The organism is Microbacterium sp. NPDC058062 (assembly GCF_042885375.1).
Classification (GTDB): Bacteria; Actinomycetota; Actinomycetes; order Actinomycetales; family Microbacteriaceae; genus Microbacterium; species Microbacterium trichothecenolyticum_C.
In genome coordinates, this window is the sequence record NZ_JBHVSC010000006.1 from 56,257 (window position 1) to 81,355 (window position 25,099).

Sequence of the window (25,099 nt, forward strand, 5' to 3'; positions counted from 1 at the left end):
GGAACACAACCATGCAACAGCGGGAACCGGAAGCATCCATCCGCGAGGCTCAGGCGGCGGCGCTCGCCGCGCTGCCGTTCGACGACGTGGATGACTTCGCCGCGGCGGATCGTGGATTCATCGGGACGCTCGACGATCCGAAGATCCGCAACGACAAGGGCGAGGTGGTGTGGGATGCCTCGACCTACGACTTCGTCGAGGGCGATGCGCCGGACTCGGTGAACCCGAGCCTGTGGCGGCAGTCGAAGCTCGTGGCCAAGCACGGGCTGTTCGAGGTGGTGCCCGGGCTGTACCAGGTGCGCGGGCTGGATCTGTCGGTCATGTCGATCATCGAGGGCGACACCGGCGTGATCGTCGTCGACCCGTTGATCTCGGTCGAGACGGCGGCGGCCGCGATGGCGCTCTATCGCGCGCACCGGGGTGACCGCCCCATCCACGCGGTGGTCCACTCGCACAGCCACATCGACCACTTCGGCGGCGTCCTCGGAATCATCAGCCAGGCCGACGTCGCGGCCGGAAAGGTGCAGATCGTCGTGCCCGAGGGATTCCTCGAGCACTCGGTCGACGAGAACGTGTACGCGGGAACAGCCATGGCGCGCCGTGCCGGCTACATGTACGGCGCGGCGCTCGAGCGCGGACCGAAGGGGCAGGTGGGCGCCGGACTCGGGCAGACCACCTCGACCGGCAACCCGACGATCCTCCCCCCGACGCTCGAGGTGACGACGACCGGCGAGACGCACACGATCGACGGCGTCGAGTTCGAGTTCCAGATGGCTCCCGGCACCGAAGCGCCCTCCGAGATGCACTTCTACCTGCCGCGGTACCGCGCGCTGTGCATGGCCGAGAACGCCACCCACACGCTGCACAACCTGCTGACGCTGCGCGGCGCGGTCGTGCGCGACCCGCACGTGTGGTCGCAGTACCTGACGGAGGCCATCGAGCGGTACGGCGACGAGGTCGAGGTCGTGTTCGCGTCGCACCACTGGCCGACGTGGGGCAACGATGAGATCCGGGCGTTCCTCGCGATCCAGCGCGACCTGTACGGCTACCTCCACGATCAGACGCTGCGCCTGCTCAACCAGGGCTACAACGGCGCCGAGATCGCCGAGATGATCGAGCTGCCGCCGGCGCTCGAGGCGTCATGGAGCACGCACGGCTACTACGGGTCGGTCAGCCACAACGTGAAGGCCATCTACCAGCGCTACATGGGCTGGTTCGACGGCAACCCGGCACGTCTGTGGCCCCACCCGCCGCAGGCGCTCGCGGAACGGTACGTCGCGGCGATCGGCGGCGTCGACCGTGTGGTCGAGCTGGCCCAGGAGGCGTTCGACGCGGGCGACTACCGCTGGGCGGCGACGCTGCTCGATCACGCGGTGTTCGCCGACGCCGGTCACGAAGCGGCCCGTGTCCTGTACGCCGACACCCTCGAGCAGCTGGCTTACGGCGCCGAGAACGGCACGTGGCGCAACTTCTTCCTGTCGGGCGCCACAGAGCTCCGCGAAGGCAACTTCGGCACTCCGACGCAGACGGCCGCGCCGCTCATCATCGCCCAGCTCACGCCGGAGCAGCTCTTCGACGCGGTCGCCATCCGTGTGAACGGCCCGAAGGCGTGGGATCTGGACCTGTCGCTCGACGTGGTGCTGACCGACCTCGCTCGCAGCTTCCACCTGACGCTGCGCAACGGGGTGCTGGTCTACGTCGAGCGCGACGCCGACCCCGCGACGCCGCTTCAGCTGACGTTGTCGAAGCCGCGTCTGATCCAGCTCGCCGGGGGCGACACGGACTCGGACGGCATCGAGGTGCGAGGCGACGTCGACGTGCTGAAGCAGATCCTGGCCGTGCTCGACCAGGGCGACCCCGACTTCGAGATCGTCCTTCCCTGACGCCATCCACCGATCGCCGGCGCCGTCCATCGCGGGGCCGGCGATCGGCGTTTTCGCCGGCCTGGGCGCTAGCAGGCGACGTGCAGAGGGTCAAGGCGGTCCCCGGCGCCGGGCGCGGGGATGAGACTCGGGGCATGGGCCGGTGGCGACGCGTGTGGAGCGTGCCCCTGCTGGTGCTGACGCTGTGCGTCGCGGGATGCGGCCTCACAGTGCCGAGCGATCCGCAGGGAACGCTGGACCGCGTGCGCGGGGGCGAGCTGCGAGCCGGTGCTTCCGCCTCGGGCGACCTCGTGACCGTCGACGGCCGGGATGTCGGCGGTACCCTCGCCGAGCTCGTGGAGGGCTTCGCCGAGTCGGTGCACGCGAAGGTGATATGGACCGTCGGCAGCGAGGAGGACCTCGTCGACGGGCTCGAAGCAGGGAAGCTCGACCTGGCCATCGGGGGGATGTCCGATGCGACCCCGTGGTCGACTCGGGTCGCGGTCACCCGCGGCTACGACTCGATCCCCGGGGCGAAGGCCCCCGTGGTGCTCCTGGTGCCGCTCGGCGAGAACGCGTGGCAGGCGGCCATCGAGGGCTATCTCGACCAGGAGCTGGCGCGATGAAGACGATGGGGCGCACCGACCTGCCTCCGGAGCAGCAGCAGGCGCTCCGCAGCGCGATCCGGTGGGAGTGGTTCACGATCGGGTACACGGCGGTGACGATCGTGCTCATCGCGTTCGTCGTCGGCGGCTCGCAGGCCATGAAGACCGCGTGGATCGAGGACATGCTCTCGCTGATCCCGCAGATCTCGTTCCTGATCGCGCTGCTGTTCATCCGGCGCCCGCCCACTCGCGCGTTCCCGTTCGGGCATCACCGCGTGATGGGAGTCGGCCATCTGGTGGCCGGCGTCGCGCTGCTCGCGGTCGGCGGCGACCTCGCCTACGAGGCGATCAGCGGTCTGATCCGTGCCGATCATCCGTCGATCGGCACCGTGTACGTGTTCGGACGGACGATCTGGCTCGGATGGTTCATGGTGGTCGCGATGAGCGTCATCGTCATCGGCCCTTTCTTCTACGGGCACGCGAAGGCGAAGCTGGCGCCGAGGCTGCACAACAAAGTGCTGTACGCCGACGCCGACATGGCCAAGGCCGACTGGACGTCCACGGTGGCGTCGATCGTCGGTGTGCTCGGCGTCGGTGTCGGGCTGTGGTGGCTCGACGGGGCCGCGGCACTGTTCATCTCGGCCGGGATCGTGTGGGACGGGTGGCGCAACAGCCGTGCCGCGATCCGCGACCTCATCGACCAGCGCGCCCGCACCGAGGACGACGCGCGCCCGCAGCCCCTCATCTTCCGCATCGCCGATCGCGTCGAGGAGTTCGCCTGGGTGCGCGAGACCGCCGTGCGCATGCGCGACATGGGCCAGGTGTTCCACGTGGAGGTCTTCGTCGTGCCGCGCACCGACGACGTGCGGCTCGAACAGATCGAGGAGGCCCGCAAGGCCGTGATGCAGCTGGACTGGAAGGTGCAGGACGTCGTCGTCATCCCCACCGCGACACTTCCCGACGAGGCCGAGCCGGCGAAGCGGCAGCCGTCGTCGAGCGGTGCCTGAGGCGCAGCATCCGATTCCTCGTCAGGCGACGGGCGGTCCGCCGTCCGACCAGATCTCGTCGGCCGCGGCAGGAGAGGACTCGTCGGGGATCGGCACGATCGCCAGAGGCACGCCCGGCGTCACGAGCAGATGCGCCGTGCGCATCATGCCTTCACCGTCGTTGACCTCGAGCCAGTGCACGCCGCCCGCCAGGCCCGCCTCGACCTCCTGGCGCAGGTCTTCGAGACGACGCCCGCCCACGCTGTAGTGCTCGCCCGCGTAATAGATGTCGATCCTCTTCATCGCCGCTCCCGTCGTCGTCAGCCCCATCCCAGCGCCGTCGAAGGGGTCTCACCTATCGGCTTGACACGCGCGCGCGACAGGTCTACGGCCGGAGTCGCGCCGCCGGCAGATGCGGCCGCGCTCCTATTCGGCGACTTCGTGCGCCTCGTGATCATGCGAGGCCGGCATCGCCGGTTCAGGCACCAGGTACAACCCGGTCGGCGAGTTCGCGGTGTAGGCGAGTGCGTCGATCCAGGCAGGGTTCAGCTGCGGTTTGCGACTGCCGTAGAACTTGTAGACGAGTGCGCACCGCGGGTGCACCCAGATCGTGGTGCGGCCGTCGCCGATGCTCGCGTCGTCGCGCCAGGTGAAGTGGAAGGGCTCACCCCGGCGCAGCTTCGTGCCGATCACGAGTTGCAGGTGCGCGAGTGTGCGGTCGTCGAAATCGACCTTCACTGTCCCTTCGTAGATCAGCTTGCCCATGGCGGGCCTCCGAGCGGAGGTGCCGGCGAAACGTAGCGCTGGGGGCGCAAGAGGGGGGACGTCGATCAACTCCACCTTCGATGATCCTCCGCGGCCGTCCGGTGTCCTAGCCCTTGACAGGATCCGACGCGGATGCGAGGCCGCCCCGCGATGAAGCCGGTCAGTCGCTTCCCACGGACGACTCGAGATGGGGCGCGCCGACCCGACGCCCGAGCGACAGGAACGGGCCTGAGTACCGTGCCGCGGAGCACGCGCACTCTGCCAACTTCTCGAGCTTTCTCCGCCAGCTTTGCGCGGGGGCCCCTCGATCGTCGTCCGTCCCGCTTCTCGTCCGTGAGACTCATGGGTACGGCTGAGCGCAAAGGAACTTCGATGATCACTGTTCATCTTCGCTACGAGATCGATCCCGACAAGCTCGACGAGTTCACCGACTACGGCCGCATGTGGATCCGACTCGTCAACAAGCTCGGCGGCACCCACCATGGCTACTTCATGCCCAGCGAGGGCGACAGCGACGAGGCGTTCGCGCTGTTCACCTTCCCGTCGCTCGCCGAGTACGAGGTCTACCGGAACGCCTCGAAATCGGACCCGGAGTGCCAGGAGGCGTTCGAGCTCGCGCGAGCCACCGGGTGCATCCGTCGCTACGAGCGCCGCTTCCTCTCTCCCGTCTTCTCTTGACCGCCGGCGGCCTCCTCGTTGCGCGTGGACCCGCAGCCGTGCAGGGTGGCAGAGGATCACGGAAGGTGCGGGGGATCAGCCCGGGCGCACTCCCGGCCCGCGGACAGGGAGGTAGCGAGTGAAAGCGATCGTCGCGACGGATCGGTCCGCGGAGGCGGCCGGCATCACGCTCACAGACGTGCCGGAGCCGGCCCCGGCGATCAATGATGTACTCGTCGAGGTGCACGCGTCCGGATTCGTGCCGGCGGAGTGGGAGTGGTCCTCGACGTGGGTTGATCGATCGGGCAACGACCGGGTCCAGCCGATCATCGGTCACGAGTTCGCCGGGGTGGTCACGGCGCTCGGCTACGGCACGACGGGCCTCTCGGTCGGACAGCGGGTGTTCGGCATCACGGACTGGCATCGCGACGGCACCCTGGCCGAGTACGCGGCTGTGGAGTCCCGCAACCTCGCTCCGCTACCGGGAGACGTCGCCTTCACCGTCGGCGCCGGCCTCCCGATCTCCGGGCTGACGGCGTGGCAGGGCCTCTTCCCGCACGGACGACTCCAACCCGGCCAGACGGTCCTCGCCCACGGCGCCGCCGGCGCCGTCGGAGCATTCGTCACACAGCTCGCGCGCGAGTTCGGCGCCTACGTCATCGGTACCGGGCGCGGAAAGGACCGACAGGCGGCGCTCGACCTCGGCGCCCACGAGTTCCTCGATCTGGACACCGAGGACCTCGCCGACATCGGTGGGGTCGACGTCGTCTTCGACGTCATCGGCGGAGAGGTCCAGGAGAGGTCCGCCCGCCTCATCCGCCCCGGCGGGGCGCTGGTGTCCGTCGTAGGCCCCGTGGAGGCTCGTCCGGTCGACGGGCGCGCCATCGACTTCGTCGTGGAATCCGTCCCCGAGCAGCTGACCCAGATCGCCCGACGGGTGCGCAACGGTCGCCTGCGCCCGCACATCGGCACGATCGCCTCCCTCGACGACGCGGTCACCGCACTCCACCCCGCCACCCGCCGACACGGCAAGACGGTCATCCGCCTGCGCGCGTGAAGCCTGCAGGGGCGGGCCGGGCGGACTGCGTCAGCCCGCACGCCGACGAGCCGGGTTCACCGCCCCGGGTTCGGGCGTTCCACGACGACGTCACGCTGGGGTCCGTAGTGGAGCGGCGACACGACGAACGCGACCACGGCAGTGAGCGCGAGCGCACAGACGATCACGCAGATGCGAGTCATGACGTCGGCCGTGCGCTCGCCGGCGCTCCGGCGCACGGCGACGAAGACCGCCCACCCGACGAGGGCGCCTGCCGTGTTGACGACGAGGTCGGTGGTATCGAAGCTGCCCGTCGAGATGAGGTGCTGAACCGTCTCGAGCAAGAGGCTCGCGCCCAGCGCGGCGACGCCCGCCTTCCACCACGACCAGGTCGGGGCGAGCGCCCCGATGAAGAGCCCGAACGGCACGAAGAGCACGAGGTTGATCAGCAGTTCGACCGGCGCGCTAGCTCCGGCATCGCCGCTGGGCGCGAACGGAACGAGCTTGATCGGCCGGGCCAGCCCCGCGGCCTCACCGATCCACGGCACCTCGAGCTTCCACAGCACCACCCAGGTCAGGAGCGCCAGGTACACCGCGAACGCGACGATCACCGTGACGCGCGCGCGGCCCGACGGGCGCCCCTGGGGTGAAGTGGTCACAGGGCATCCTCTCGCGAGAAAGCAGAAGGACCGCGAGTCGTGATGACCCACGGTCCTTCTCACTACTTGTTGTGGTGGTGGTGCCCCCGACAGGAATCGAACCTGCGACCTTTGGTACCGGAAACCTCATTCGGGCCGCGTGGACCGCGTCGCCATCGTCAAAAACCGCCAAATTACGCGGAAGTTGGACCGTTCTCGATCAGGCGAATCCACCCCGGTCTTCGCGAACTGTTGTCAAAATGTTGTCACGCTGGCGGCGCGCTGTTGCCGCACTCGATGCAGGGCTGGCTCGAGGTGAAGCGACAGCTTCGATTCTGCGTCGCGCTGGCGAACCGAGCTGCCTGCTGCCGGGCGGACTCCGGCATTAGCGTTCAGCCCTGGTCGCTCTCCATCGCGGGGTCATCGTCGACGAGCACTTCGTCCAGGATCAGGTCCTGGTTGCCCATGGCAGGTCCGACGTCGGGGATGACATCAGGGTCGTCGTTCGGTGAGCCTTCGGTGGGCCGAGCAGAGCCATCCTCGGTGGACGGTTCGGCAGGCTGGCCGGTGTCGGGGTCGATCGGTGCGTTCGTGGACATCATTGCTCCTCACGTGGTCGGTAGCAGAGGATGCCGCGCAGCCGATCGGAGGCACCAGTGCCTTGACTCGCATCTGGCACCGAGGTAGCTTCCGCGCCGGTTGTCAACGGGGGCGGGAGTTGTCGCCTTGCTTGGCTAGTGTCTCCGCATGACCAAGACTGGCGACTCGCCCGGCACCAAATCCGGGCACGGACTCCGCATTTCGCGCAACCGAGCGTCGGGGCGCGAGATCGTCATCGTCGCGTGGAAGTACCCCCACGAACGGGGACAGACGGTGTGGCTGCGACCGACCACAGGGCTCGCGATCGCCCGCACGACGGCTGCGCGCACACGGTAGTCACCCACCCGTGAGTCGTCCCCTTCTGAGCGGCGGCTAGGTGCAGCTAGGCGTCGACGTCGCCGCGCCAGGCGCCGGTCTCGCCGCCCTGCGTCTCGATGAACTCCTTGAAGTTCTTGAGATCCTTCTTCACGGCGTGGCCACCCGCGCCCACCAATGCGCCCAGCCTCTCCGCCAAGCCCTCGGGCGCCCAATCCAGTTGCACTGCGACCCGGCTCGTCGTGTCGGAGAGTTTGTGGAACGTGACGACTCCGGCGTGCTCGGTGTCTCCGCCGGTGCTGGTCCATGCGACGCGCTCATCCGGATGCTGCTCGGTGATCTCCGCGTCGAACTCGCGTCGGAAGCCGCCGACCTTCACCACCCAGTGAGTGAGTGTGTCGCTCGTCTGGGTGATCGATTCCACTTCGTCGAGGAACCGCGGGAAGCTCTCGAACTGGGTCCACTGGTTGTAGGCGGTGCGGACGGGGACGTCCACGTCGATCGTCTCGAAGAGCTGCACCATGGGATGTTCCTCTCACTGCGCGGATGCGTCCGACCCATTAGGCCGGACTTGGTCCGGTGGTGGTCGGGGGTTGACAAATGAGCGTGCGCGGTCGATGCGACTCCGCACGCACGCGTCGTGTCATCGCGCGGTCTTGCCGGGTAGCACGGTGCGGGCGCGGCACAGTCCTGGGGCGCTCGGCGCTGACGTGGTGGGGCACCCCCACCGGCTTGGATTCGGACGAGCCGCGCTGGCGGAGGTAGATCGCGCAGGCCACCGTCGCTCGGGCCGCAAGGGACACGGACTGCCAGATCTGCAGGGAAAGCTCCAGAACTCCGGGAGACGGCGTAGGCGGCCCACATGAGCGCGCGGGGACGGCACCATACTCCGCCGCGCTCGCGATCTCGACCCCCTCTTCGGATCGGAGCTCCAGGCGCATGGTTTTCGCCACGGCGGATTCCCGACCGGCACGTCGCCGGCCAGACGCCGCCGATGAGATGGAGGAGGAGCATGTCGAGTTACGAGACCGGATCCGCTGCGGATCGCGGCGCGACCGGGTCGCCCGCAGGGGAGAACCCGGATACGGCGGACGTGAAGGAGCGCGCCGTCGACTCGGTCGCCGAGGTCGATGCCGGAGCGATGTACGTCGCCGGCGTCGCGGGCGACGAGATCCAGAGCGTGGCGCACGACGTGAAGGACGCCGCTGGCGGATTCTTCGACGAGACGCGCGTCCAGCTGGCGGACCAGGCGTCCACCCAGCAGCGCCGAGCGGCCGACGCTCTGCGTGCAACCGGCGACGAGCTGGAGGGGATGGCATCCGGCACCGGCGCGGGCTCTCGGGGCATGGCCACGAGCGCCGTGCGCGCACTCGGGCAGCAGAGCCGTCGCGCCGCGGATTGGCTGGAACAGCGCGAACCCGCCGACGTCGTCCGTGAGGTACGCGGGTACGCCCGTCGGCACACGGGCGCCTTCCTGCTGATCGCCCTCGGCGTAGGTATCGTCGCGGGTCGCCTGACGCGTGCGCTCATGAACGATGCCCACAGCAATGCGGCGCTCCCGAGCGGCGGCTCGACGCGAGCTCGGCCGGCGGTGGCGCGCGGGGCTGACGGCCAGGGCGCAACGACGGCGGCCGGGGCGCAGCGCACGACCGCGCGAGACGACGTCGCGGGCGACACGCCCATCGGCGACGCGCTCGCGACCGACCAGGGCGTGCCCTCGCTCCCGACGGGGATGGGCGCAGCCGCCGCTGCACCCGGCGAGTGGTCGCCCAGTGGCGGGGAGCGACCATGACCGACATGCCCACGCCATCGCAGCAGAAGGCGGCCGAGACGTCCCTCGGCGATCTCGTGGGCGAGGTCTCGCGGGACCTGTCCACGCTTATGCGCAAGGAGCTGGAGCTGGCGAAGGCGGAGCTCACCGACTCCGCCAAGCGTGCCGGCATCGGTGCCGGACTGCTGGGAGGTGCCGGCTATGCCGCGATGATGGCGGTGCTCTTCCTGAGCCTCGCGCTCTGGTGGGCACTGGGCCTGCTGATCGGCCTCGGCTGGTCGGGCGTGGTCGTCGCCGTCATCTGGGCGATCATCGCCGGCATCCTCTACGCCGTCGGGCGCAGCCGGCTGAACACCGTGCGAGGCGCACCGCAGACGGTCGAGACCGTCAAAGAGATCCCGGACGCGCTCAAGAGAAACCAGGAGAACCGATGATGAGCAATCCAGACCAGATCCGTGCCGACATCGAGGTCACGCGCGACGAGCTCGGACGGGACGTGGACGCGCTCGCCGACAAGGTGTCGCCGCCGAAGATCATGGAGCGGCAGAAGACACGCGCCCGCCAGATGATGGGCGGCGTCAGAGACCACGTGATGGGCGTGGCCGACGACATGGGCGACAGCGCGTCCTCCGCCGGCCACTCGGTCGCGGGCGCGGTGGATGCTGCCGGCGACGCGGTGAAGGAGCTGCCGCACAAGGCGAAGCAGAAGGCGCAGGGTGCGCCCATCGTCGTGGGACTCCTCGCCGCAGGCGTCGGGTTCCTCGTGGCCAGCCTGATCCCGACCACCGACTCCGAGACGCGTTTCGCCACCTCGCTGCGCGACCGCGCGCAGCCCCTGGTCGACAAGGCGGTGAGCGAGGCGAAGGATGCCGCGCAGGAGGTCGCCGAGAACCTCAAGGGTCCGGCGCAGGACGCCGTCGAACAGGTGAAGGAATCCGCCGTCGACTCGGCCGAGACGGTCAAACAGGAGGCGCAGGACACCGCGGAGCGGGTGAAGGACAACGTCGCGGGCAACATGTCGCCCGAGGACCGCGCCACGTCGCGTCCCGACGACGCGGAGGGCTGGCACCGGCTGGGCTGAGGCATCCCTCCCCGATACGAGAAGGGGCCCCGCCGATGCCGGGGCCCCTTCGTCGGCCGCCGCCTGCCCGCTTCAGGCGAAGTGAACAGATCCAGGAGGCCTGCTGCGCCCTGGGTCGGCAGGCGCCGCGCAGGGTAGCGGGTGAGAGGGATCGCGTCGACCCCCGCGACGCGCGCTCGGGTCTCTGGGGATGGTGGGAGTTTCACCGCCACCATCGAAGGAGCATCATGTACTTCCACCTGCAGCAGCTCATCAATCCGATCGAGCAGGACGAGCCCGATCCCGCGGCGGCCAACGCACTGCAGGAGGGGCTCGGCGGGCAGTTCGGCGAGATGCGCACGATGATGCAGTACCTGTTTCAGAGCATCAACTTCCGCGGGCCTGAGGCCAAGCCCTACAAGGATCTGATCCAGGGCATCGGGACCGAGGAGATCAGTCATGTCGAGCTCATCGGCACGACCATCGCCCGCCTCGTGGACGGATCCCCTCGGTACCAGGGCAAGCCCGACGACCCGATCGATCAGCCCGGTGTCGGCGGTGCCGTGCCGCTGAACATCGCACTGTCGGAAGGCAACATCCACCACTATCTCGTTGGTGCGCAGGGCGCGCTTCCGGTGGATGCGGTCGGCAACCCGTGGAGCGGCAGCTACGTGTACAACTCGGGGAATCTGGTGCTCGACCTTCTGTACAACCTGATGCTCGAGTCGACCGGGCGTCTGCAGAAGTGCCGGCTCTACGAGATGACCGCGAACAAGACCGCCCGATCGACGATCTCTTACCTCATCGTCCGCGATCAGGCGCACGAGAACGCGTACGCAAAGGCTCTGGAGACCCTCGGCGTGAACTGGAAGGGCACGCTTCCGATCCCGAAGACGAACGCCGAGCATTTCCCCGAGGTCAAGCGGCTGCTGGATCTCGGGCTGCAGAGCAAGCAGTACTCGTTCGACCTCGACGATCAGTCCGAGGCCGGCAGGATCTTCCAGGGCCTGTCGCCCTCGGGCGACGGAACGCAGCTCGATGCCTCGCAGCAGGCGCCCGAGGGAGCGCCGATCACCATCGCCCCCGAGCGTCGCGAGGAGTTCTCTCCGGGAGCGGACGCGGAGTTGATGGCGCTGATCCAGGCCACCGCCGAGATGGAGATGGCCGACATCGACGCCACGTTCGGTCGCATGTGAACGGATCGCGACCGTCGGTGACGGTCGTCATCCCCGTGCGTGACGACGCGTCGCTGCTGCGCAGATGTCTCGAAGCACTGGGCCGTCAGACGTGGCCACCGGACGAGGTCATCGTCGTCGACGACGGTTCTCAGGACGACGCGTCGGGCGACGTCGCCGCCGATCACGGGGCGAGGCTGGTGACGCAACCGCCGCAGGGGATCGCCAGCGCCAGCGCCACGGGCTACGAGGTGGCACGGGGTGCTCTCATCGCTCGGCTGGATGCGGACTCGCTCCCTCCGGACGACTGGCTCGAGCGACTCCTCCAGGCGCTGATCGACGATGCCTCCATAGACGCCGTCACCGGCGATGCGTGGTTTCTTCATGCGTCACCGCGTGTACGGCGTCATGCCGCGTCGGTGTACCTGGGCGCTTACCGGGCGATGCTCCTGCCTGCCCTGGGCCACACGCCGCTCTTCGGGTCGAACATGGCGTTCCGCCGGGACGTCTGGTCGCAGGTCGCGGCCGAGGTGCATCGGGAGGACCAGCTTCTGCACGACGACCTCGATCTCTCCTTCCATATCGGCAGGACGAGACGGATCCGACACGTCCGCGGGGCAGCGGTGGGCATCTCGGCGAGACCTCTGAAGATGGACCGGGCCCTTCTGCAACGCGTTCACCGGGGTTCCACACCGTGGTCATTCATTGGCCGCGCGACTTTCCACCCTTGCGGTGGTGGGTGCGAGTGCGTTCTTTGCGCGCGCGGGCCACAGCGAGCGTGCAGCTGTCAACCCCCGGAGAATGAGCGCCCTCTTCAGCGAGGGTTGTTCCACCGTGAACTTGGAGGTCATGAGATGGGCAGATCGGTCGTTTCACCGGGGCGGACGTTTGATGACCACGATGAGTCCCTGCGCGATCAGGCCGATGACTTCGAAGATGCGCTCCGGGCCGACATGATCCGCGCGGGAGTCATCGCTGATTGGTGACGGACGCTCACGGCTTGAGGACGACCTTGATGCATCCGTCGTCCTTCTTCTGGAACGTCTCGTAAAGGGTCGGCGCCTCGTCGAGTGACACGGTGTGGGTCACCAGATCCATCACGCCGAGGGGGTCGGCGTCGTCTTCGACGAGGGGGAGGAGCGTGTCTGTCCACCGCTTCACGTTGCACTGTCCCATCCGCAGCGAGATCTGCTTGTCGAACAGCGTCTTCATCGGCATCAGGTCGGCGTCTCCTGCATAGACGCCGCTGATCGACACCGTTCCACCGCGACGGGCGAGGTCGATGGCGCTGTGGAGTGCGGCGAGCCGATCCATGCCGGCGGTGTCCATCACCTTCTGCGCGATCGCGTCCGGCAGAAGTCCGACGGCCTGCTGGGCGAACTTGGTGCCTGGGTTGCCGTGAGCCTCGAGTCCGACCGCTTCCACGACGGCGTCGGCGCCTCGCCCGTCAGTGAGGTCGCGGAGTCGGTCGATCACGTCGTCGGCGAGGTCGAAGGTGTCGACGCCGTGCCGCTCGGCCATCGCGCGGCGCTCGGGGACGGGATCGATGGCGAGCACCCGATATCCCCGGTGGACGCCGATACGGGCCGCGAACTGCCCTACCGGGCCGAGACCCATCACGGCGAGCGTGCCGCCCTCGGGGACCTGTGCGAATTCCACCCCCTGCCACGCGGTGGGCAGGATGTCGCTGAGGAACAGGTACCGCTCGTCGGGCAGGTCGGTGCCGACCCGGACCGTGTTGTACTCGGCGAGCGGCACTCGCAACAGCTCGGCCTGACCGCCCGGGACCTGGCCGTAGAGCTTGGTGTAGCCGAAGAGCGCAGCTCCGCTGTCGTACTCGCGGACCTGCGTCGTCTCGCACTGGGACTGCAGTCCGGACCGGCACATGAAACAGTGCCCGCACGCGATGTTGAAGGGCACCACGACACGGTCGCCGACGGCGAGCCCCGTCACGTCCGCACCCACCTCGACCACCACGCCCATTGGCTCATGACCGAGGATGTCGCCGGCGTCCAGGAACGGGCCGAACAGCTCGTACAGATGCAGGTCGGAGCCGCAGATAGCCGTCGACGTGATCCGCACGATCGCGTCGGTGGGCTCCTCGATCTTGGGGTCGGGCACGGTCTCGACGCTGATCTTGCGCTTGCCCTGCCACGTGACAGCCTTCATCGGTCTCCCTCTCAGTTCCTGTCGGTCTCGATGCGCGCGAGGCCTGATTCGCTCACCCGCCGAACGTATGCGGGTGTATCGCCGACCGCGCGTGGGTTGACGGAAGCTGACCCGGATGCGAGCATGCTCCGCTCGTGGCCACGACGCCTCCGCCGCCCGACTGACTAGCGCTGCGCGGGACGGCTGTAAAGGGCCTCCGATTCGCGCCGACTGCCGGCGTACCTTCGCATCGGGTTCAGGGGCCCGATGGTGGGAGGTAGGGACCGATGACGCGGGAACAGTCTGACCGGGTGAATGATGTCTGGGGTTCGCGAAGCCCCTTCGACCGGGGTGGGCAATGGGACGTGCGGGTCGACGTCGCGCTCGCCGAGGGACTCAGTGAGGCGGACGTGGACGGGTGGGTCCGCTCCGCCTGTGTGCTGTGCAGCAACGGCTGCGGGTGCGACATCGCTGTGAAAGACGGCCGGATGGTCGGCATCCGGGGACGCGCCGACGACGCCGTCAACCGTGGGCGTCTGGGCCCCAAAGGGCTCTACGCGAGCTGGCAGGGGATGAGCGCACCGGATCGGCTGACGACGCCGCTGATCCGAGCAGGGGATGATCTGGTACCCGCCAGCTGGGACGACGCCATGGATCGGATCGTGCAGAGGAGCCGGGCGCTCCTCGAGGAGACCGGTCCGTTGAGCCACGCCTTCTACACCAGCGGCCAGTTGTTCATCGAGGAGTACTACGCGCTCGCCGTCGTCGGAAAGGCGGGTGTCGGCACCCCGCACATGGACGGCAACACACGGCTGTGCACGGCGACGGCGGCATCGTCGCTGAAGGAGAGTTTCGGCGCGGATGGTCAGCCGGCCTGCTACGACGACATAGACGAGTGTGACGCGCTCTTCCTGTACGGGCACAACATGGCGGCGACGCAGACGGTGCTGTGGTCGCGCGTGCTGGATCGCCTGGAGGGGCCGAGGCCGCCGCGGCTGGTGGTCGTGGACCCTCGGGAGACGCCGGTGGCGCGCCGCGCCGACGTCCACCTGCCGGTCCGGCCGGGCACCAACCTCGCTCTCATGCTCGCCCTGGTCCGTGAGGTCCTCGAGAACGGCTGGACCGACGAGGACTTCATCGCCACTCACACGATCGGTGTGGACGAACTGCGGGCTCACGCATCGGAGTGGACACCCGAGCGCGCCGCCGACGTCTGCGGTCTGGATGCCCGCGACATCCGGGAGACCGCCCGTCTCTTCGGGACCGCAGAACGGCCGCTGTCGACGGTGCTGCAGGGCTTCTACCAGTCGTCGCAGGCGACGGCGTCCGCCTCTCAGGTGAACAACCTGCATCTGCTTCGCGGAAAGATCGGGCATCCGGGCGCCGGTCTCCTGCAGATGAACGGGCAGCCCACGGCACAGAACAACCGTGAATGCGGCGCCGACGGCGATCTGCCCGGTTTCCGCAATTGGGAGAACGGGGAGCACATCTCCGAGCTCGCGGAGCTGTGGGGTGTCGATCCGCTGAAGATTCCGCACTGGGCGGACCCCACGCATGCCATGCAGCTGTTCCGTTTCGTGGAGCAGGGCTCCATCCGCTTCCTGTGGATCTCGGCGACCAATCCCGCCGTCTCCCTGCCGCAGCTCGCCCGCATCCGCGACATCCTCGCCTCCGACGGCCTCTTCCTCGTCGTGCAGGACCTGTATCTCACCGAGACCGCCGAGCTCGCCGACGTCGTGCTGCCGGCCGCCGGGTGGGGCGAGAAGACCGGGACGTTCACGAACGCCGAGCGAACCGTGCACCTTTCCGAGAAGGCGGTCGACCCACCCGGTGAGGCCCGCGCGGATCTCGACATCTTTCTCGACTATGCCCGGCGGATGGACTTCCGTCGCGACGACGGCTCTCCGCTGCTGGAGTGGACGGGGCCGGAGGACGCGTACCGCGCCTGGCAGGAGTGCTCGCGTGGTCGGCCCTGCGACTACACGGGCATCTCGTACGACGACCTCCGGCGGGAGAGTGGCATCCGCTGGCCCCGCCGGGCCGGAGAAACGCGCAGCACGGATCGCCTGTATGCCGATGGCGTTTTCTCGTCGCGGGCCGACTACTGCGAGACGTTCGGCCACGACCTCCTCACCGGCGCGGCCGTGGGCGCCGAGGCATTCAAGGCGCTCCGGCCCGACGGGCGGGCGCTGCTCAAATCGGCTCCCTACGCAGGCCCCCAGGAGCCGCCCGACGACGAGTACCCGCTGCGGTTCACCACCGGTCGCTCAGTGTTCCAGTTCCACACCCGCACGAAGACCGGCCGCACCCCCGAGCTCGTCGAGGCGGCGCCTTCGGTGTGGGTCGAGCTCTCGCCGTCGGACGCTGCCGCACGCGACCTGGCGAACGGCGACGTCGTCGAGGTCCGCTCCCGGCGCGGCCGGATCGTTGCGCCGCTGAGGCTCACCGACATCGCGCCGGGCACCGTCTTCGCACCGTTCCACTACGGCTACTGGGATGCGCCGGAGGGCGCCGAGCAGAGGCATCCCACCGCCGCGAACGAGCTCACCATCACCGAATGGGATGCCGTGTCGAAGCAGCCCGTCTTCAAGACCGCAGCCGTGCAGGTCGCGCGCGCCGGGGGTGTGTCGTGAAGCTGCCTGTCTATCTCTCGCTCCTCGTCGAGTCGGAGCGGACGCTCGCCCGCGGATACCGCCAGGTCGCACAGGCGCACGGTGACGAACCGGATGTGCACTTCCTCTGCCTGACGCTCGCCGGCCAGTGCGACACGCATGTGCGGATGCTGCAGCCCTCACTGGATCGCTACGGCACAGGCGACGCGGGTGACGAACCGGAACGGCTCCACGCCGACGGCCTCGACGAGGCGCGCGAGGGCCCGCTCGGACTGCTCCGTGACCTCCAGGATCTGTATCTCCTCGCGAGCCTCGTGGATGTCACCTGGAACATGATCAAGCAGGTCGCACAGGCACTTCCGGACCGAGAGTTGCTGAAGGTCGTCACCGACTGCGACAAGGAGACGGGGGTGCACTTGCGGTGGTTGCTCGGCAGAATGAAGCAAGCCGCGCCGCAGGTGCTGATCGCAGTGAAGTGAGCGCCTACAGCGGCTTGCGGAGGAAGACCTGCTGGGTGCCGTCATCGCCGTCGACGCGCTGCGTCTCGCGGTACCCGAGGCTCTCGTAGAGGCGCAGGTTCGCCTCGCTGAGGGATCCCGTGAAGAGCTCCGCTTCCCGGCATCCCGCACGTCGTCCGCGGTCCTCGACGGCGGCCAGCAGCCGGGAGCCGATGCCGAGTCCTTGGAGGTCGGGGGCGATCGCGAGCCGGCCGATGAGCAGCAGATCCGATTCGCGTCGAGCGCGCACAGCGCCGACCAGCCGCGAGCCCTGCAACGCGACCTGCCCGAGATTGACGGCAAGCTCCGCTCTGAGCTCGTCGAGGCTCTGCGTGAGGGGTGGCATGCGGACGGTGTCGTAGATCAGCGCCTCCTGCACGAACGCGGCGCGCTGCAGCGTGAGCACCTCGCCGGCATCCGGTTCACGGATGTCGCGGATGGTCAGGTCTTGGGGGTCACGACTGTTCATCGCGAACAGTCAACCGGCTGTCGCCGATTCCGAGCACCGGGTTGACGTGGGCGCCGCCGGGTGCGGCGACACCTGCAGAGACCTGCTCTCGGCTGCCCGGTATCAGTCGCCGCTTCAGCGCTGCGCCCGGGCCGGTAGCACATTCGCGGCGACGCCGCTTCCCCCTGCACGCCGCGCCCGTTCACTGGGACTGTGAGGTATGGCCAGCCCGCATGCCGATCCGCCGAAGACAGACACCTCCTCGGGCGGGGCACCACCGTCGGCGGGCGCCCGCCGCGCATACCCAGACGACTCGGTCGCACTGCTCACCCGGGGGTACGACTTCGGCGCCGGAGTCTGGCGTCGCGTCGCCGCCGGAGCCCGTGCCGCGCCGATGCGTCTGCTGGGCGAAGACGCGCTCCTCGTCCGTGGGGCGGACGGGGTGAGGTTGTTCTACGACCAGACGCGGATCGCGCGACACGGAGCCATGCCGACGATCGTGCAGGAAACCCTGTTCGGCCACGGCTCCGTCCACAGCCTGGACGGAGAGGAGCATCGGCACCGGAAGGCGGCATTCGCCGATGCCGCGTACGACGACGCGCAGGTGGCACGTCTCCTGCCGCTGCTCGAGCACGAATGGCGCAGCGAATTCGACGATTGGATCAGCGGCGGACGCCGGAGTGCGTATGACGCGGCAGTCGGCGCTTTCGGTCGATCCGTCATGCGGTGGGCGGGCCTCCCCGGCACCCTTGATGCGCAGACCCGCTGGGCTCGCCGGCTCGCCCAGATCGTCGACGGATTCGGTGCACCGTACTCCCCGGCTTTTCCGCACGCGATGGTGAATCGTTGGTGGTCCGACCGACACGCGAAGAACTTGATCGACGCCACGCGATCAGGACAGCTCGCTCCCGCGGCGGACACGGCGCTCGCAGTATGGGCGTCGCATCGAGATGCGAGCGGGGAACTCTTGCCGTCGCGCGTGGCCGGTGTCGAGCTGCAGAACACCATCCGTCCGATGATCGCCGTCGCGCGGTTCGTGGCGTTCGCGGCGAAGGAACTCCACGAGCGCCCGGCGTGGCGCGATCGGATCGCCGCGGAGTCGGCTGAGCGCGGAAGCTGGGTGCAAGGGCCGGCCGCGACGATGTTCGCGCAGGAGATCCGGCGCACCGCGCCCTTCGTGCCGATGCTGCCCGGATGGGCGATTCAGGATGTCGCCCTGGACGGTATGACGCTGCCGCGCGGCCGCCGAGTGGTGCTCGACATTCTCGGCACGAATCTGGACGATCGATCGTGGACGAACGCAGCGGCGTTCGACCCAGACCGCTTCCGCGGGGTCGACGATTACGAGACCCTGACGGCGTTCATCCCGCACGGTGGAGGAGACGTGCGCACCGGCCACCGATGCCCCGGTGAAAAGCTCGCGATCGCCGGCCTTGCGACAGCCGTCGCTGCCCTCAGCGATCACCGTCTGTCGATCGAGAACTCAGGGCTCGGCGTGAATCGGCGACGTCTGCCCACGATGCCGCGGTCGGGTGGACGCATCCGCGGCGTCGATTCGCGATCACGCTGTCCCTTCCACTGATGGGCGGACCGGTGAACCCGGACGGGACGGTCGATGTCGACCGGGCATCGACCGTCTCCCGCAGTCAGGGCGCCGGCATCCCACCGATCACGTTCAGCGTCTCGCCGATGACGTAGCTGGACTCGGGAGATGCCAGGAAGACGAATGCGGGAGCGAGTTCGGCGGGCTGACCCATTCGGCCGAGCGGAGTGTTCTCGCCGAAGTGGGCGATTTTGTCCTGCAGCTCGCATCGAGCCCGGGCTCGGGCTGCGCTGCTTGCGGGGTTCGATGTCGGCGTACAGCTGCGCCGGCGGCAGTGTCCGCGCACACGGCCTGGTGTGCGCACGCCGTCGTCGACGAGGGGCCGCGTGGCGAAGGTTGCGCCATGATCGTCGACCTCGACTAGACCGCCTTCGTCATGACGAGAGCGCTGTGATCGCTTCCTTCACGATGTTCGCTGCGTGCTCTGGTGTCGTCGCGATGACGCCCTGATGTGCGAGCGACCCCTCCCAGTCACGCTCGCTCGGCACTTCGGCGAAGGAGATTCTCGACGGAGTCGTGTGTTGGCCGTAGCGGCAATAGAGCGCCGCGGCAGCCTCGTTGATCCAGCCCTTCTCCGCCAGAGCCCATAGGTCGTACAGATCGCGTGGTGCGTGCCGGTCCTCCCAGGCGGTGAGCTTGGACGCGACGAACGCTGGTGGGGTGAGCACGTGGAGCCTCGCGGGTGGGGCGTCGCTGTACCGCTGCTCGAGGTCGACGAGCTGCCGCGGCCACGGTGGGTAACCCTCCGAGTTCATTAACTGCACCTGGATGCGAGTGCCCTTCACATCAAGAATCGATGGCTGCGGGTGCGGCGCTTCACCGAGCGGCGGGGTGAGCGACACGGCGCCCAGGGTGCGCCGGAACCGGCGCTGGACCTCCGCCTGGATCCGCGCGCCAACCTCACGCCGATTGCTGAGTGCGATCAGGTCGATGTCCTCAGACAGCCGCAGCTCCGGCAGCAGCGTTCGAGAGAGCGCCGTTCCGCCGAAGAAGACGACATCGCCCTGCGCGGCCGCCGCGATCGCGGCCAGCCCATGCGAGATGACGTGGTCGCGGACGACCTGTTGGGCGGCGACACCGAACTGCTCCTCGACCACGCGGCGCTCCTGCGGGTCGAGAACGCCGGGGACCGTCCGGTCAGGCAACGAAGAGTCCATTCCTGAGGTCGCGGACCATGTCTCGCACGGCGTCGTTAGCCCGGCCGTGCCACTCGCAGATCTCTGCAAGTTCATCGCCGCTCACCTGCCCCCGGAAATTCCGCGCGGCATCACGAGCCGCATCCGGCAGCTTGCCCTGGTTCGGCCTCATGAGTAGGTCGTACATCGTCTGACGCGGCGTGGTGACCAGGCCCTCGCCGAGCTCGGTGTCCTCGAGCTGCGCCTCCACCCGGTCTAGGTGGCGAGGGATCATGTACACGGTGCCTCCGCCGTCGAGCCTCACCGGCTGTCGGAGTTCGGGCACCGCAACCGTTGTGACCGCGACCGCGCGTGGGATCGCCGTCCAGTGGCGCGCGGCGCCAAGGCCCATGAGGATGGCGTTGCGCTCTCCGAAGCGAGCGGTTGCTACCGCCAGGCCAGCCGCCTCGATCGTCGGCTTCCAGGTGCGACCGTCCTCGCCGGCAGGCGGCACCGTGTACACGCCCTTGGTGATCCGGGCGACCGCCCCCTGCTCGGCGAGCCGGTCGAGGGCGCGCCAGACGTTGCTGCCGAGTTCCTCGAGGTCCGCATAGCGCGCCGTCCGCAGCGGAGCTCGCTCCATTCTGCGGAGCAGTTCGACGTCGGTCAGCATTCCACCACCTACTTTGTTTATCCCAGTATACGCATTCGGTATACCTGGATAAAGTAAGTCACCGAATGAGCAGTGCAGCCTGAAGCGGGGGCCAATCAATGGGCTGTGTTGCTGATAGGCCACGAGTGGGCAACGCGTCGATAAGTGGCCGACCACGGCCGGAGTGCCGGGGATGTCAATGTGGAGCACGCGCAGCGCAGCGAGCATGAACGACATTGATACCTCCAAGCGCAGGCTGAGGATAAGCCGTCGAGGCGATGGCAGACGACGCGCCACCCCGTCGCCGATGGCGGTCCTCGTTGAGACAGTCGACCATGCGCGGCGGCTCTTGGTGGAAATCGCAGCGCGCGTAGGGGATGGGATCGCGGGGATCGAGACTCCTCGGCGGTGCGTCGATAGGGGCGCGTGCGGTACGCCCCTATCGGCGGTTCGTCAATCCCCTCGGTGGTCTGGCCGTCCCGTCTTTACCGTCCCTCCACCGCCCACTTCTCACGGGCGGAGGAGGCGATCATGCGTTCTACACGATGGACGGCCGCCGGAGTCATCGCTCTGCTGGCGGTCGGGACTACGGGTTGCGCCGTCGGAACGGGCGGCGCCGGGGACGACGAGGCGAAGTACGATTCCGGCGCGGAGCTGAGCGGCACGCTGTCGGTCATGGGCTTCTCGGGCGTCGACGAGGTGGCGACGAGCCGCGTCGACTACGCGAAACAGCAGCTGGGCGATGTCGAGGTCAAGCTGGCCGAAGGAGACCTCGATCTGCAGCAGTTCCTCTCCGCGGTCGCGTCCGGCAAACCGCCTGACATCGTCTACGCGAGCCGGGATCAGATCGGTTCGCTTGCGGCGCGCGGCGCGGTCGTTGCGCTCGATCGCTGCATCGACGGCGAGAGCATCCCGACCGACGACTTCGTGAAGTCGGCGCTGGATCAGGTGACCCTCGACGGCACCGTCTACGGCATCCCCGAGTTCAACACCGTCCAGCTCACGATGGCGAATGCCGATCTTCTCTCGGCGGCCGGGCTGACGATCGACGACGTCAACGGCTCGGACTGGGATGCCGTGAGAGCGGCGAACAAGGCCCTCACGGTCAGCGACGGAAGCAACCTCAAAGTCATCGGCTACGACAGCAAGCTTCCCGAGTTCCTGCCGCTGTGGGCGAAGGCCAACGGCGCGGACGTCATCACGGCGGACGGGAAGAAGGCTCAGCTCGACGATCCGCACGTGGTCGAAGCGCTCGAGTGGGCAGCATCCATCTACGAAGATCAAGGCGGGTTCAGCGCGGTCAAGGCGTACCGCGATTCGGCGGACTTCTTCGGTGAGGGCAATCAGTTCGCGACGGGGGTGCTGGGCGCGATGCCGATGGAGCAGTGGTACGTGAACGTGCTCAACGACGTCTCGCCGGACGCGACGATGGCTTTCGACACGGTGCATGATCGCAAGGGCGCCGCGATCGCGTACTCCACCGGCTCGGCGTGGGCGATTCCCAGTGGCAGTGCCAACCCCGAAGCCGCCTGCCGGTTCGCGCGCGCCATGACGTCGGTCGATGCCTGGCAGGCCGCCGCCGAGGCGCGCATCGACGCGCGCAAGGCGGACGGCAAGCCGTTCACGGGCATCCTCACCGCCAACGCGAAGGCCGATCAGATGATCCGCGACATGACGACCTCGGGCGGCGAGCCGTGGGACACGGCCGTGTCGAAGATGTACGAGGCGAATGACAGCACCTTCTCGATGCCGGCGAATCCGGCCGACGCGGAGTTCAAGGCGGCGATGTTCGACGCCGTGAACGCGGTGCTGGACGGCAAGGCGTCCGCCGCCGACGCCCTCGCCCACGCGCAGAAGGAGGCGCAGTCCGCCCTCGACGACGCGTGGTCCAAGCTCGGGAACGGTGACTGATGACCGCGCCGTCCGCGGTGGCCGCCCCGATGGTGCCGCCTGTCGACCGCGAGCGCGGTCGGCGGCGGGCGCGGCGGCGCAATCTGGGCTCCGCTCTGCTGTTCCTCAGCCCCTGGCTGGTGGGGTTCGCCGTGTTCACGGCGTGGCCGCTGATCTACAGCGTGTACCTGTCGCTCACCGACTACGACGTCATCAACGACCCGAATTTCGTCGGTGCCGACAACTACGTCGAACTGTTCAGCGATCCGAAGATCGCGCTGGCGCTCGGCAACACGCTGTTCTTCACGGTCGTGCAGGTGCCGCTGTACGTGCTCGTCTCCCTGATGCTCGCGTTGCTGCTCAACCGCGCCGGACGCAGCGCCGGGTTCTTCCGCACGGTGTTCTTCCTGCCGAAGATGACGCCACCGGTCGCCGTCGGCATCCTGTTCCTGCTGCTCTTCAACGGGCAGAACGGGCTCTTCAACACGGTGCTGGGATGGCTCGGAATCGACGGGCCCTCGTGGACGACGGATGCCGCGTGGGTGAAGCCGGGGCTCATCATCATGAGCCTCTGGACGGTCGGCGCCTCCGTGATCATCTTGCTGGCCGCGCTGCAGGCGGTGCCCGACGAACTCTACGACTCGGCAAAGCTCGACGGCGCGGGGTTCTGGCGCCAGTCGCTCTCCATCACGGTGCCGATGATCAGCCCCGCGCTGTTCTTCATCGTCGTGGTCAACACGATCGCGGCACTTCAGACCTTCGATGAGGCGTACACCGCGTTCTTCGGCGCGGGCAACACCACCTACAGCAACGACGCTGCGCTGTTCTACGTGATCTACCTGTTCCAGCAGGCATTCGAGTTCCTGCACATGGGCTACGCCTCGGCCATGGCCTGGGTGCTGTTCGCGCTCATCATGGCCGTCACCGCCATCCAGATCGTGGTGTCGCGTCGCGTCGTGTACTACGAGGGGGATGATCGGCCATGAGCAGGGTGCTCCCTCCCGGCTTGCCGCACGACGAGGACATCGATGCGCAGCATCCCACCGCTTCTCTCGCGCCGTACCCGCACGCCGAGCAGGATCGCCCGGCCTCTCAGCGGAAGCCGACGCGGACCGAGGCCGCCGGGCGCGCACGTCGGCGACACCTGGTCCGCCGGTCGCTCGTCATCGCGGCGCTGTGCGTGCTCGCGATCGTCTTCGCCTACCCATTCGTGTGGCTCGTCAGCGCGTCGTTCAAGCCCCGCGGGGAGGTGTTCGACAACCGGCTGATCCCGGAGACCTTCACGTGGGACAACTACGTCCAGGTGTGGCAGGCCGCGCCGCTGGCGCTGTGGCTGTGGAACACCCTGCTGGTCACCGTGCTCGCGGCCACCACGGTGACCCTCTCGAGCGCCATGGTCGCGTGGGGGTTCGCGTACTTCCGGTTCCGGGGGAGGGGCGCGCTGTTCGGCGTCGTGCTCGCAAGCATGATGCTGCCCGGCGCGGTCACGATGATCCCGACGTTCCTCATCTGGAACGCCCTCGGGTTCGTCGGCACACTGGTGCCGCTGTGGGCGCAGAACCTCTTCGGCAGCGCGTTCTACGTGTTCCTGCTCCGGCAGTTCATGCTCGGCCTGCCCCGGGACTTCTTCGAGGCCGCCCGCGTCGACGGCGCCTCGAACTGGGATCTGTTCTGGCGGATCGCTCTCCCCCTCAGCAAGCCCGCGCTGGCTGTCACGTTCGTCTTCGAGGTGCAGGCCGTGTGGACCGACCTCATGCGCGCGCTGATCTACTTGCGGGACTCCTCCGACTACACGCTGCCGCGGGGACTGAAGTCCCTCGTCGACGCGTTCGGCTTCGGAGGTGAGTGGCACTGGGAGCTCATCGTGACGGCGAGCGTCATCGCCACAGTGCCGATGATCATCGTGTTCTTCGTTGCCCAGCGGCAGATCATCCACGGCATCAGCGCGGGCGGCGTGAAGGGCTGAGACGCGCTACTCGGATTCCTCGGCGCTGACGTGGTGTGGCATCCCGACCGGTTTGGATTCGCTGGAGCCGCGCTGGCGGAGGTAGATCGCGAAGGCGACCATTGCGCCGACCGCGAGGAACTCGGACTGCCAGTTCTGCAGTGTCCGGTTCCAGAACTCCGGGGAGACGACGTACTCGGCCCACGTGATCGCCGGGAGCCCGTGCTCGGCATTCTCGTCGTTGGCCACAACCACCCCGCCCAGTGACTGGGCGAGCCATGACAGCAAGAAGATCGTCGTCATCACGAGCAGGAGCGAGTTCGAGTAGATCCATCGTCGTGCGCCGCCCACGCGTGCCCAGAGCGGGGAGTCCCGGCGTGCGTGTTCACCGACGTACTGGTCCTCGTCGGTGCCCACGCCCTCGTCGCCGGGGATCTTCGACTCGGGTGATCCGCGCTGGATGAGCCAGATGGTGCCGAAGATGAACAGCGAGAACTGCAAGAACTCGGACTGCCAGTTCTCGGCCACGTCGACGAGGAACGCCGAGGACGACACGAACGCGAGGTAGCCGATCGTCGTCTGCCCGTGCTGCTGCAGCTCTTCGTTGTTGAAGGACCATCCCGCGAGCGACTGGCCCACTAGGGCGAGCACGAAGATCGCGAAGAACGCCAGGCTCAGCCCGTTGTCTCGCAAGGCGCGGCGCATCGGTCACCGTCCCG

The 25,099-nt window shown here is 68.1% G+C and carries 28 protein-coding genes and 1 pseudogene; 17 read left to right on the plus strand and 12 right to left on the minus strand.

Annotation, left to right across the window (positions count from 1 at the left end; genetic code table 11):
* Positions 1-11 precede the first annotated feature (11 nt).
* The 3 genes from ACFVSU_RS18460 to ACFVSU_RS18470 all read left to right on the plus strand — a co-directional run bounded on the left by ACFVSU_RS18460 (position 12) and on the right by ACFVSU_RS18470 (position 3,474).
* A complete protein-coding gene (locus ACFVSU_RS18460) occupies positions 12-1,883 on the plus strand; it encodes an alkyl/aryl-sulfatase (protein ID WP_387146329.1) in 1,872 nt (623 codons plus the stop codon).
* A gap of 134 nt (positions 1,884-2,017) precedes the next feature.
* Entirely contained in the window at positions 2,018-2,488 is a 471-nt protein-coding gene (locus ACFVSU_RS18465; protein ID WP_387146332.1) for a hypothetical protein, read from the plus strand.
* Complete coding sequence (locus ACFVSU_RS18470; RefSeq protein ID WP_387146335.1) at positions 2,485-3,474, plus strand: cation diffusion facilitator family transporter; 990 nt, start codon at positions 2,485-2,487, stop codon at positions 3,472-3,474. Before ACFVSU_RS18465 ends, ACFVSU_RS18470 begins: the two co-directional genes overlap by 4 nt.
* A 21-nt stretch (positions 3,475-3,495) precedes the next feature.
* Here the strand turns inward: ACFVSU_RS18470 and ACFVSU_RS18475 are convergent, their stop codons facing one another.
* Together ACFVSU_RS18475 and ACFVSU_RS18480 are read right to left on the minus strand one after the other, a co-directional pair.
* On the minus strand, positions 3,496-3,756 hold the full coding sequence (locus tag ACFVSU_RS18475) for a hypothetical protein (protein ID WP_387146338.1): 261 nt from the start codon (positions 3,754-3,756) through the stop codon (positions 3,496-3,498).
* Between the two features lie 123 nt (positions 3,757-3,879).
* Positions 3,880-4,218, minus strand: coding sequence for an ATP-dependent DNA ligase (locus ACFVSU_RS18480; RefSeq protein ID WP_387146974.1), 339 nt, complete (start codon positions 4,216-4,218; stop codon positions 3,880-3,882).
* Between the two features lie 372 nt (positions 4,219-4,590).
* Here ACFVSU_RS18480 and ACFVSU_RS18485 point away from each other — a divergent pair, with 372 nt between their 5' ends.
* Positions 4,591-4,896: an NIPSNAP family protein gene (locus tag ACFVSU_RS18485; protein ID WP_387146341.1), complete on the plus strand. Its 306-nt coding sequence runs from the start codon at positions 4,591-4,593 to the stop codon at positions 4,894-4,896.
* A gap of 118 nt (positions 4,897-5,014) precedes the next feature.
* Complete coding sequence (locus tag ACFVSU_RS18490; RefSeq protein ID WP_387146344.1) at positions 5,015-5,932, plus strand: NADP-dependent oxidoreductase; 918 nt, start codon at positions 5,015-5,017, stop codon at positions 5,930-5,932.
* 56 nt (positions 5,933-5,988) lie between these two features.
* Here the strand turns inward: ACFVSU_RS18490 and ACFVSU_RS18495 are convergent, their stop codons facing one another.
* The gene (locus ACFVSU_RS18495) at positions 5,989-6,570 is read right to left on the minus strand and encodes a VanZ family protein (RefSeq protein WP_387146347.1); all 582 of its coding nucleotides are present in this window, start codon (positions 6,568-6,570) and stop codon (positions 5,989-5,991) included.
* A gap of 371 nt (positions 6,571-6,941) precedes the next feature.
* On the minus strand, positions 6,942-7,148 hold the full coding sequence (locus ACFVSU_RS18500; RefSeq protein ID WP_387146350.1) for a hypothetical protein: 207 nt from the start codon (positions 7,146-7,148) through the stop codon (positions 6,942-6,944).
* Positions 7,149-7,296: 148 nt separating this feature from the next.
* Between ACFVSU_RS18500 and ACFVSU_RS18505 the strand changes: the two genes are divergently transcribed.
* Positions 7,297-7,485, plus strand: coding sequence for a hypothetical protein (locus tag ACFVSU_RS18505; RefSeq protein WP_387146353.1), 189 nt, complete (start codon positions 7,297-7,299; stop codon positions 7,483-7,485).
* 46 nt (positions 7,486-7,531) lie between these two features.
* Here ACFVSU_RS18505 and ACFVSU_RS18510 read toward each other — a convergent pair whose 3' ends face one another.
* Positions 7,532-7,987, minus strand: a complete 456-nt coding sequence (locus ACFVSU_RS18510) for an SRPBCC family protein (RefSeq protein ID WP_310289544.1) — start codon at positions 7,985-7,987, stop codon at positions 7,532-7,534.
* Positions 7,988-8,024: 37 nt separating this feature from the next.
* The gene (locus tag ACFVSU_RS18515; RefSeq protein WP_387146977.1) at positions 8,025-8,405 is read right to left on the minus strand and encodes a DUF6766 family protein; all 381 of its coding nucleotides are present in this window, start codon (positions 8,403-8,405) and stop codon (positions 8,025-8,027) included.
* A 71-nt stretch (positions 8,406-8,476) separates the two neighbouring features.
* On the opposite strand from ACFVSU_RS18515, the gene ACFVSU_RS18520 reads away from it, so the two are divergent.
* The 5 genes from ACFVSU_RS18520 (at position 8,477) to ACFVSU_RS18540 (ending at position 12,456) form a co-directional block, all read left to right on the plus strand.
* On the plus strand, positions 8,477-9,256 hold the full coding sequence (locus ACFVSU_RS18520; protein WP_387146356.1) for a hypothetical protein: 780 nt from the start codon (positions 8,477-8,479) through the stop codon (positions 9,254-9,256).
* Positions 9,253-9,669, plus strand: a complete 417-nt coding sequence (locus ACFVSU_RS18525; protein ID WP_387146359.1) for a phage holin family protein — start codon at positions 9,253-9,255, stop codon at positions 9,667-9,669. The genes ACFVSU_RS18520 and ACFVSU_RS18525 overlap by 4 nt, the downstream gene beginning before the upstream one ends.
* Positions 9,669-10,316, plus strand: a complete 648-nt coding sequence (locus ACFVSU_RS18530; protein ID WP_387146362.1) for a DUF3618 domain-containing protein — start codon at positions 9,669-9,671, stop codon at positions 10,314-10,316. Before ACFVSU_RS18525 ends, ACFVSU_RS18530 begins: the two co-directional genes overlap by 1 nt.
* Before the next feature lie 227 nt (positions 10,317-10,543).
* Positions 10,544-11,491, plus strand: coding sequence for a manganese catalase family protein (locus ACFVSU_RS18535; protein ID WP_387146365.1), 948 nt, complete (start codon positions 10,544-10,546; stop codon positions 11,489-11,491).
* A 17-nt stretch (positions 11,492-11,508) separates the two neighbouring features.
* Positions 11,509-12,456 (plus strand): glycosyltransferase family A protein, encoded by a 948-nt coding sequence (locus tag ACFVSU_RS18540; protein WP_387146368.1) that lies wholly within the window; start codon positions 11,509-11,511, stop codon positions 12,454-12,456.
* A gap of 7 nt (positions 12,457-12,463) precedes the next feature.
* On the opposite strand, the gene ACFVSU_RS18545 is transcribed toward ACFVSU_RS18540, so the two are convergent.
* The gene (locus ACFVSU_RS18545; protein WP_387146371.1) at positions 12,464-13,639 is read right to left on the minus strand and encodes a zinc-dependent alcohol dehydrogenase; all 1,176 of its coding nucleotides are present in this window, start codon (positions 13,637-13,639) and stop codon (positions 12,464-12,466) included.
* Between the two features lie 266 nt (positions 13,640-13,905).
* Between ACFVSU_RS18545 and ACFVSU_RS18550 the strand changes: the two genes are divergently transcribed.
* Positions 13,906-16,251, plus strand: coding sequence for a molybdopterin oxidoreductase family protein (locus ACFVSU_RS18550; RefSeq protein ID WP_387146374.1), 2,346 nt, complete (start codon positions 13,906-13,908; stop codon positions 16,249-16,251).
* On the plus strand, positions 16,248-16,709 hold the full coding sequence (locus tag ACFVSU_RS18555; RefSeq protein ID WP_387146377.1) for a hypothetical protein: 462 nt from the start codon (positions 16,248-16,250) through the stop codon (positions 16,707-16,709). Before ACFVSU_RS18550 ends, ACFVSU_RS18555 begins: the two co-directional genes overlap by 4 nt.
* A 4-nt stretch (positions 16,710-16,713) precedes the next feature.
* Here ACFVSU_RS18555 and ACFVSU_RS18560 read toward each other — a convergent pair whose 3' ends face one another.
* The gene (locus ACFVSU_RS18560) at positions 16,714-17,196 is read right to left on the minus strand and encodes a GNAT family N-acetyltransferase (RefSeq protein WP_387146380.1); all 483 of its coding nucleotides are present in this window, start codon (positions 17,194-17,196) and stop codon (positions 16,714-16,716) included.
* Positions 17,197-17,395: 199 nt separating this feature from the next.
* Here ACFVSU_RS18560 and ACFVSU_RS18565 point away from each other — a divergent pair, with 199 nt between their 5' ends.
* Positions 17,396-18,757, plus strand: a complete 1,362-nt coding sequence (locus ACFVSU_RS18565; RefSeq protein ID WP_387146383.1) for a cytochrome P450 — start codon at positions 17,396-17,398, stop codon at positions 18,755-18,757.
* A gap of 64 nt (positions 18,758-18,821) precedes the next feature.
* Here the strand turns inward: ACFVSU_RS18565 and ACFVSU_RS18570 are convergent.
* From ACFVSU_RS18570 to ACFVSU_RS18580, 3 genes and pseudogenes are all read right to left on the minus strand, one after another.
* A pseudogene (locus ACFVSU_RS18570) lies at positions 18,822-18,974 on the minus strand (SDR family oxidoreductase); the annotation flags it as partial.
* A 178-nt stretch (positions 18,975-19,152) separates the two neighbouring features.
* On the minus strand, positions 19,153-19,875 hold the full coding sequence (locus ACFVSU_RS18575; RefSeq protein WP_387146385.1) for a nucleotidyl transferase AbiEii/AbiGii toxin family protein: 723 nt from the start codon (positions 19,873-19,875) through the stop codon (positions 19,153-19,155).
* Positions 19,876-19,915: 40 nt separating this feature from the next.
* Complete coding sequence (locus tag ACFVSU_RS18580; protein ID WP_387146388.1) at positions 19,916-20,566, minus strand: type IV toxin-antitoxin system AbiEi family antitoxin domain-containing protein; 651 nt, start codon at positions 20,564-20,566, stop codon at positions 19,916-19,918.
* 510 nt (positions 20,567-21,076) lie between these two features.
* Here ACFVSU_RS18580 and ACFVSU_RS18585 point away from each other — a divergent pair.
* Genes ACFVSU_RS18585 through ACFVSU_RS18595 form a run of 3 tightly spaced genes read left to right on the plus strand, consistent with a single transcriptional unit; the run spans position 21,077 to position 24,401 of the window.
* Positions 21,077-22,456: an ABC transporter substrate-binding protein gene (locus ACFVSU_RS18585; protein ID WP_387146391.1), complete on the plus strand. Its 1,380-nt coding sequence runs from the start codon at positions 21,077-21,079 to the stop codon at positions 22,454-22,456.
* Positions 22,456-23,421, plus strand: coding sequence for a carbohydrate ABC transporter permease (locus ACFVSU_RS18590; RefSeq protein ID WP_387146394.1), 966 nt, complete (start codon positions 22,456-22,458; stop codon positions 23,419-23,421). The genes ACFVSU_RS18585 and ACFVSU_RS18590 overlap by 1 nt, the downstream gene beginning before the upstream one ends.
* Entirely contained in the window at positions 23,418-24,401 is a 984-nt protein-coding gene (locus tag ACFVSU_RS18595) for a carbohydrate ABC transporter permease (protein WP_387146398.1), read from the plus strand. Before ACFVSU_RS18590 ends, ACFVSU_RS18595 begins: the two co-directional genes overlap by 4 nt.
* A gap of 6 nt (positions 24,402-24,407) precedes the next feature.
* Here ACFVSU_RS18595 and ACFVSU_RS18600 read toward each other — a convergent pair whose 3' ends face one another.
* Complete coding sequence (locus tag ACFVSU_RS18600; protein WP_387146402.1) at positions 24,408-25,085, minus strand: DUF6766 family protein; 678 nt, start codon at positions 25,083-25,085, stop codon at positions 24,408-24,410.
* Positions 25,086-25,099: the final 14 nt, after the last annotated feature.

Bases quoted from the DNA above. Each gene is read 5' to 3' on its own strand.
- ACFVSU_RS18460 (WP_387146329.1), top strand. From the start codon at position 12: ATGCAACAGCGGGAACCGGAAGCATCCATCCGCGAGGCTCAGGCGGCG.
- ACFVSU_RS18465 (WP_387146332.1), top strand. From the start codon at position 2,018: ATGGGCCGGTGGCGACGCGTGTGGAGCGTGCCCCTGCTGGTGCTGACG.
- ACFVSU_RS18470 (WP_387146335.1), top strand. From the start codon at position 2,485: ATGAAGACGATGGGGCGCACCGACCTGCCTCCGGAGCAGCAGCAGGCG.
- ACFVSU_RS18475 (WP_387146338.1), bottom strand. From the start codon at position 3,756: ATGAAGAGGATCGACATCTATTACGCGGGCGAGCACTACAGCGTGGGC.
- ACFVSU_RS18480 (WP_387146974.1), bottom strand. From the start codon at position 4,218: ATGGGCAAGCTGATCTACGAAGGGACAGTGAAGGTCGATTTCGACGAC.
- ACFVSU_RS18485 (WP_387146341.1), top strand. From the start codon at position 4,591: ATGATCACTGTTCATCTTCGCTACGAGATCGATCCCGACAAGCTCGAC.
- ACFVSU_RS18500 (WP_387146350.1), bottom strand. From the start codon at position 7,148: ATGTCCACGAACGCACCGATCGACCCCGACACCGGCCAGCCTGCCGAA.
- ACFVSU_RS18505 (WP_387146353.1), top strand. From the start codon at position 7,297: ATGACCAAGACTGGCGACTCGCCCGGCACCAAATCCGGGCACGGACTC.
- ACFVSU_RS18510 (WP_310289544.1), bottom strand. From the start codon at position 7,987: ATGGTGCAGCTCTTCGAGACGATCGACGTGGACGTCCCCGTCCGCACC.
- ACFVSU_RS18515 (WP_387146977.1), bottom strand. From the start codon at position 8,405: ATGCGCCTGGAGCTCCGATCCGAAGAGGGGGTCGAGATCGCGAGCGCG.
- ACFVSU_RS18520 (WP_387146356.1), top strand. From the start codon at position 8,477: ATGTCGAGTTACGAGACCGGATCCGCTGCGGATCGCGGCGCGACCGGG.
- ACFVSU_RS18525 (WP_387146359.1), top strand. From the start codon at position 9,253: ATGACCGACATGCCCACGCCATCGCAGCAGAAGGCGGCCGAGACGTCC.
- ACFVSU_RS18530 (WP_387146362.1), top strand. From the start codon at position 9,669: ATGAGCAATCCAGACCAGATCCGTGCCGACATCGAGGTCACGCGCGAC.
- ACFVSU_RS18535 (WP_387146365.1), top strand. From the start codon at position 10,544: ATGTACTTCCACCTGCAGCAGCTCATCAATCCGATCGAGCAGGACGAG.
- ACFVSU_RS18545 (WP_387146371.1), bottom strand. From the start codon at position 13,639: ATGAAGGCTGTCACGTGGCAGGGCAAGCGCAAGATCAGCGTCGAGACC.
- ACFVSU_RS18550 (WP_387146374.1), top strand. From the start codon at position 13,906: ATGACGCGGGAACAGTCTGACCGGGTGAATGATGTCTGGGGTTCGCGA.
- ACFVSU_RS18560 (WP_387146380.1), bottom strand. From the start codon at position 17,196: ATGAACAGTCGTGACCCCCAAGACCTGACCATCCGCGACATCCGTGAA.
- ACFVSU_RS18565 (WP_387146383.1), top strand. From the start codon at position 17,396: ATGGCCAGCCCGCATGCCGATCCGCCGAAGACAGACACCTCCTCGGGC.
- ACFVSU_RS18580 (WP_387146388.1), bottom strand. From the start codon at position 20,566: ATGCTGACCGACGTCGAACTGCTCCGCAGAATGGAGCGAGCTCCGCTG.
- ACFVSU_RS18585 (WP_387146391.1), top strand. From the start codon at position 21,077: ATGCGTTCTACACGATGGACGGCCGCCGGAGTCATCGCTCTGCTGGCG.
- ACFVSU_RS18590 (WP_387146394.1), top strand. From the start codon at position 22,456: ATGACCGCGCCGTCCGCGGTGGCCGCCCCGATGGTGCCGCCTGTCGAC.
- ACFVSU_RS18595 (WP_387146398.1), top strand. From the start codon at position 23,418: ATGAGCAGGGTGCTCCCTCCCGGCTTGCCGCACGACGAGGACATCGAT.
- ACFVSU_RS18600 (WP_387146402.1), bottom strand. From the start codon at position 25,085: ATGCGCCGCGCCTTGCGAGACAACGGGCTGAGCCTGGCGTTCTTCGCG.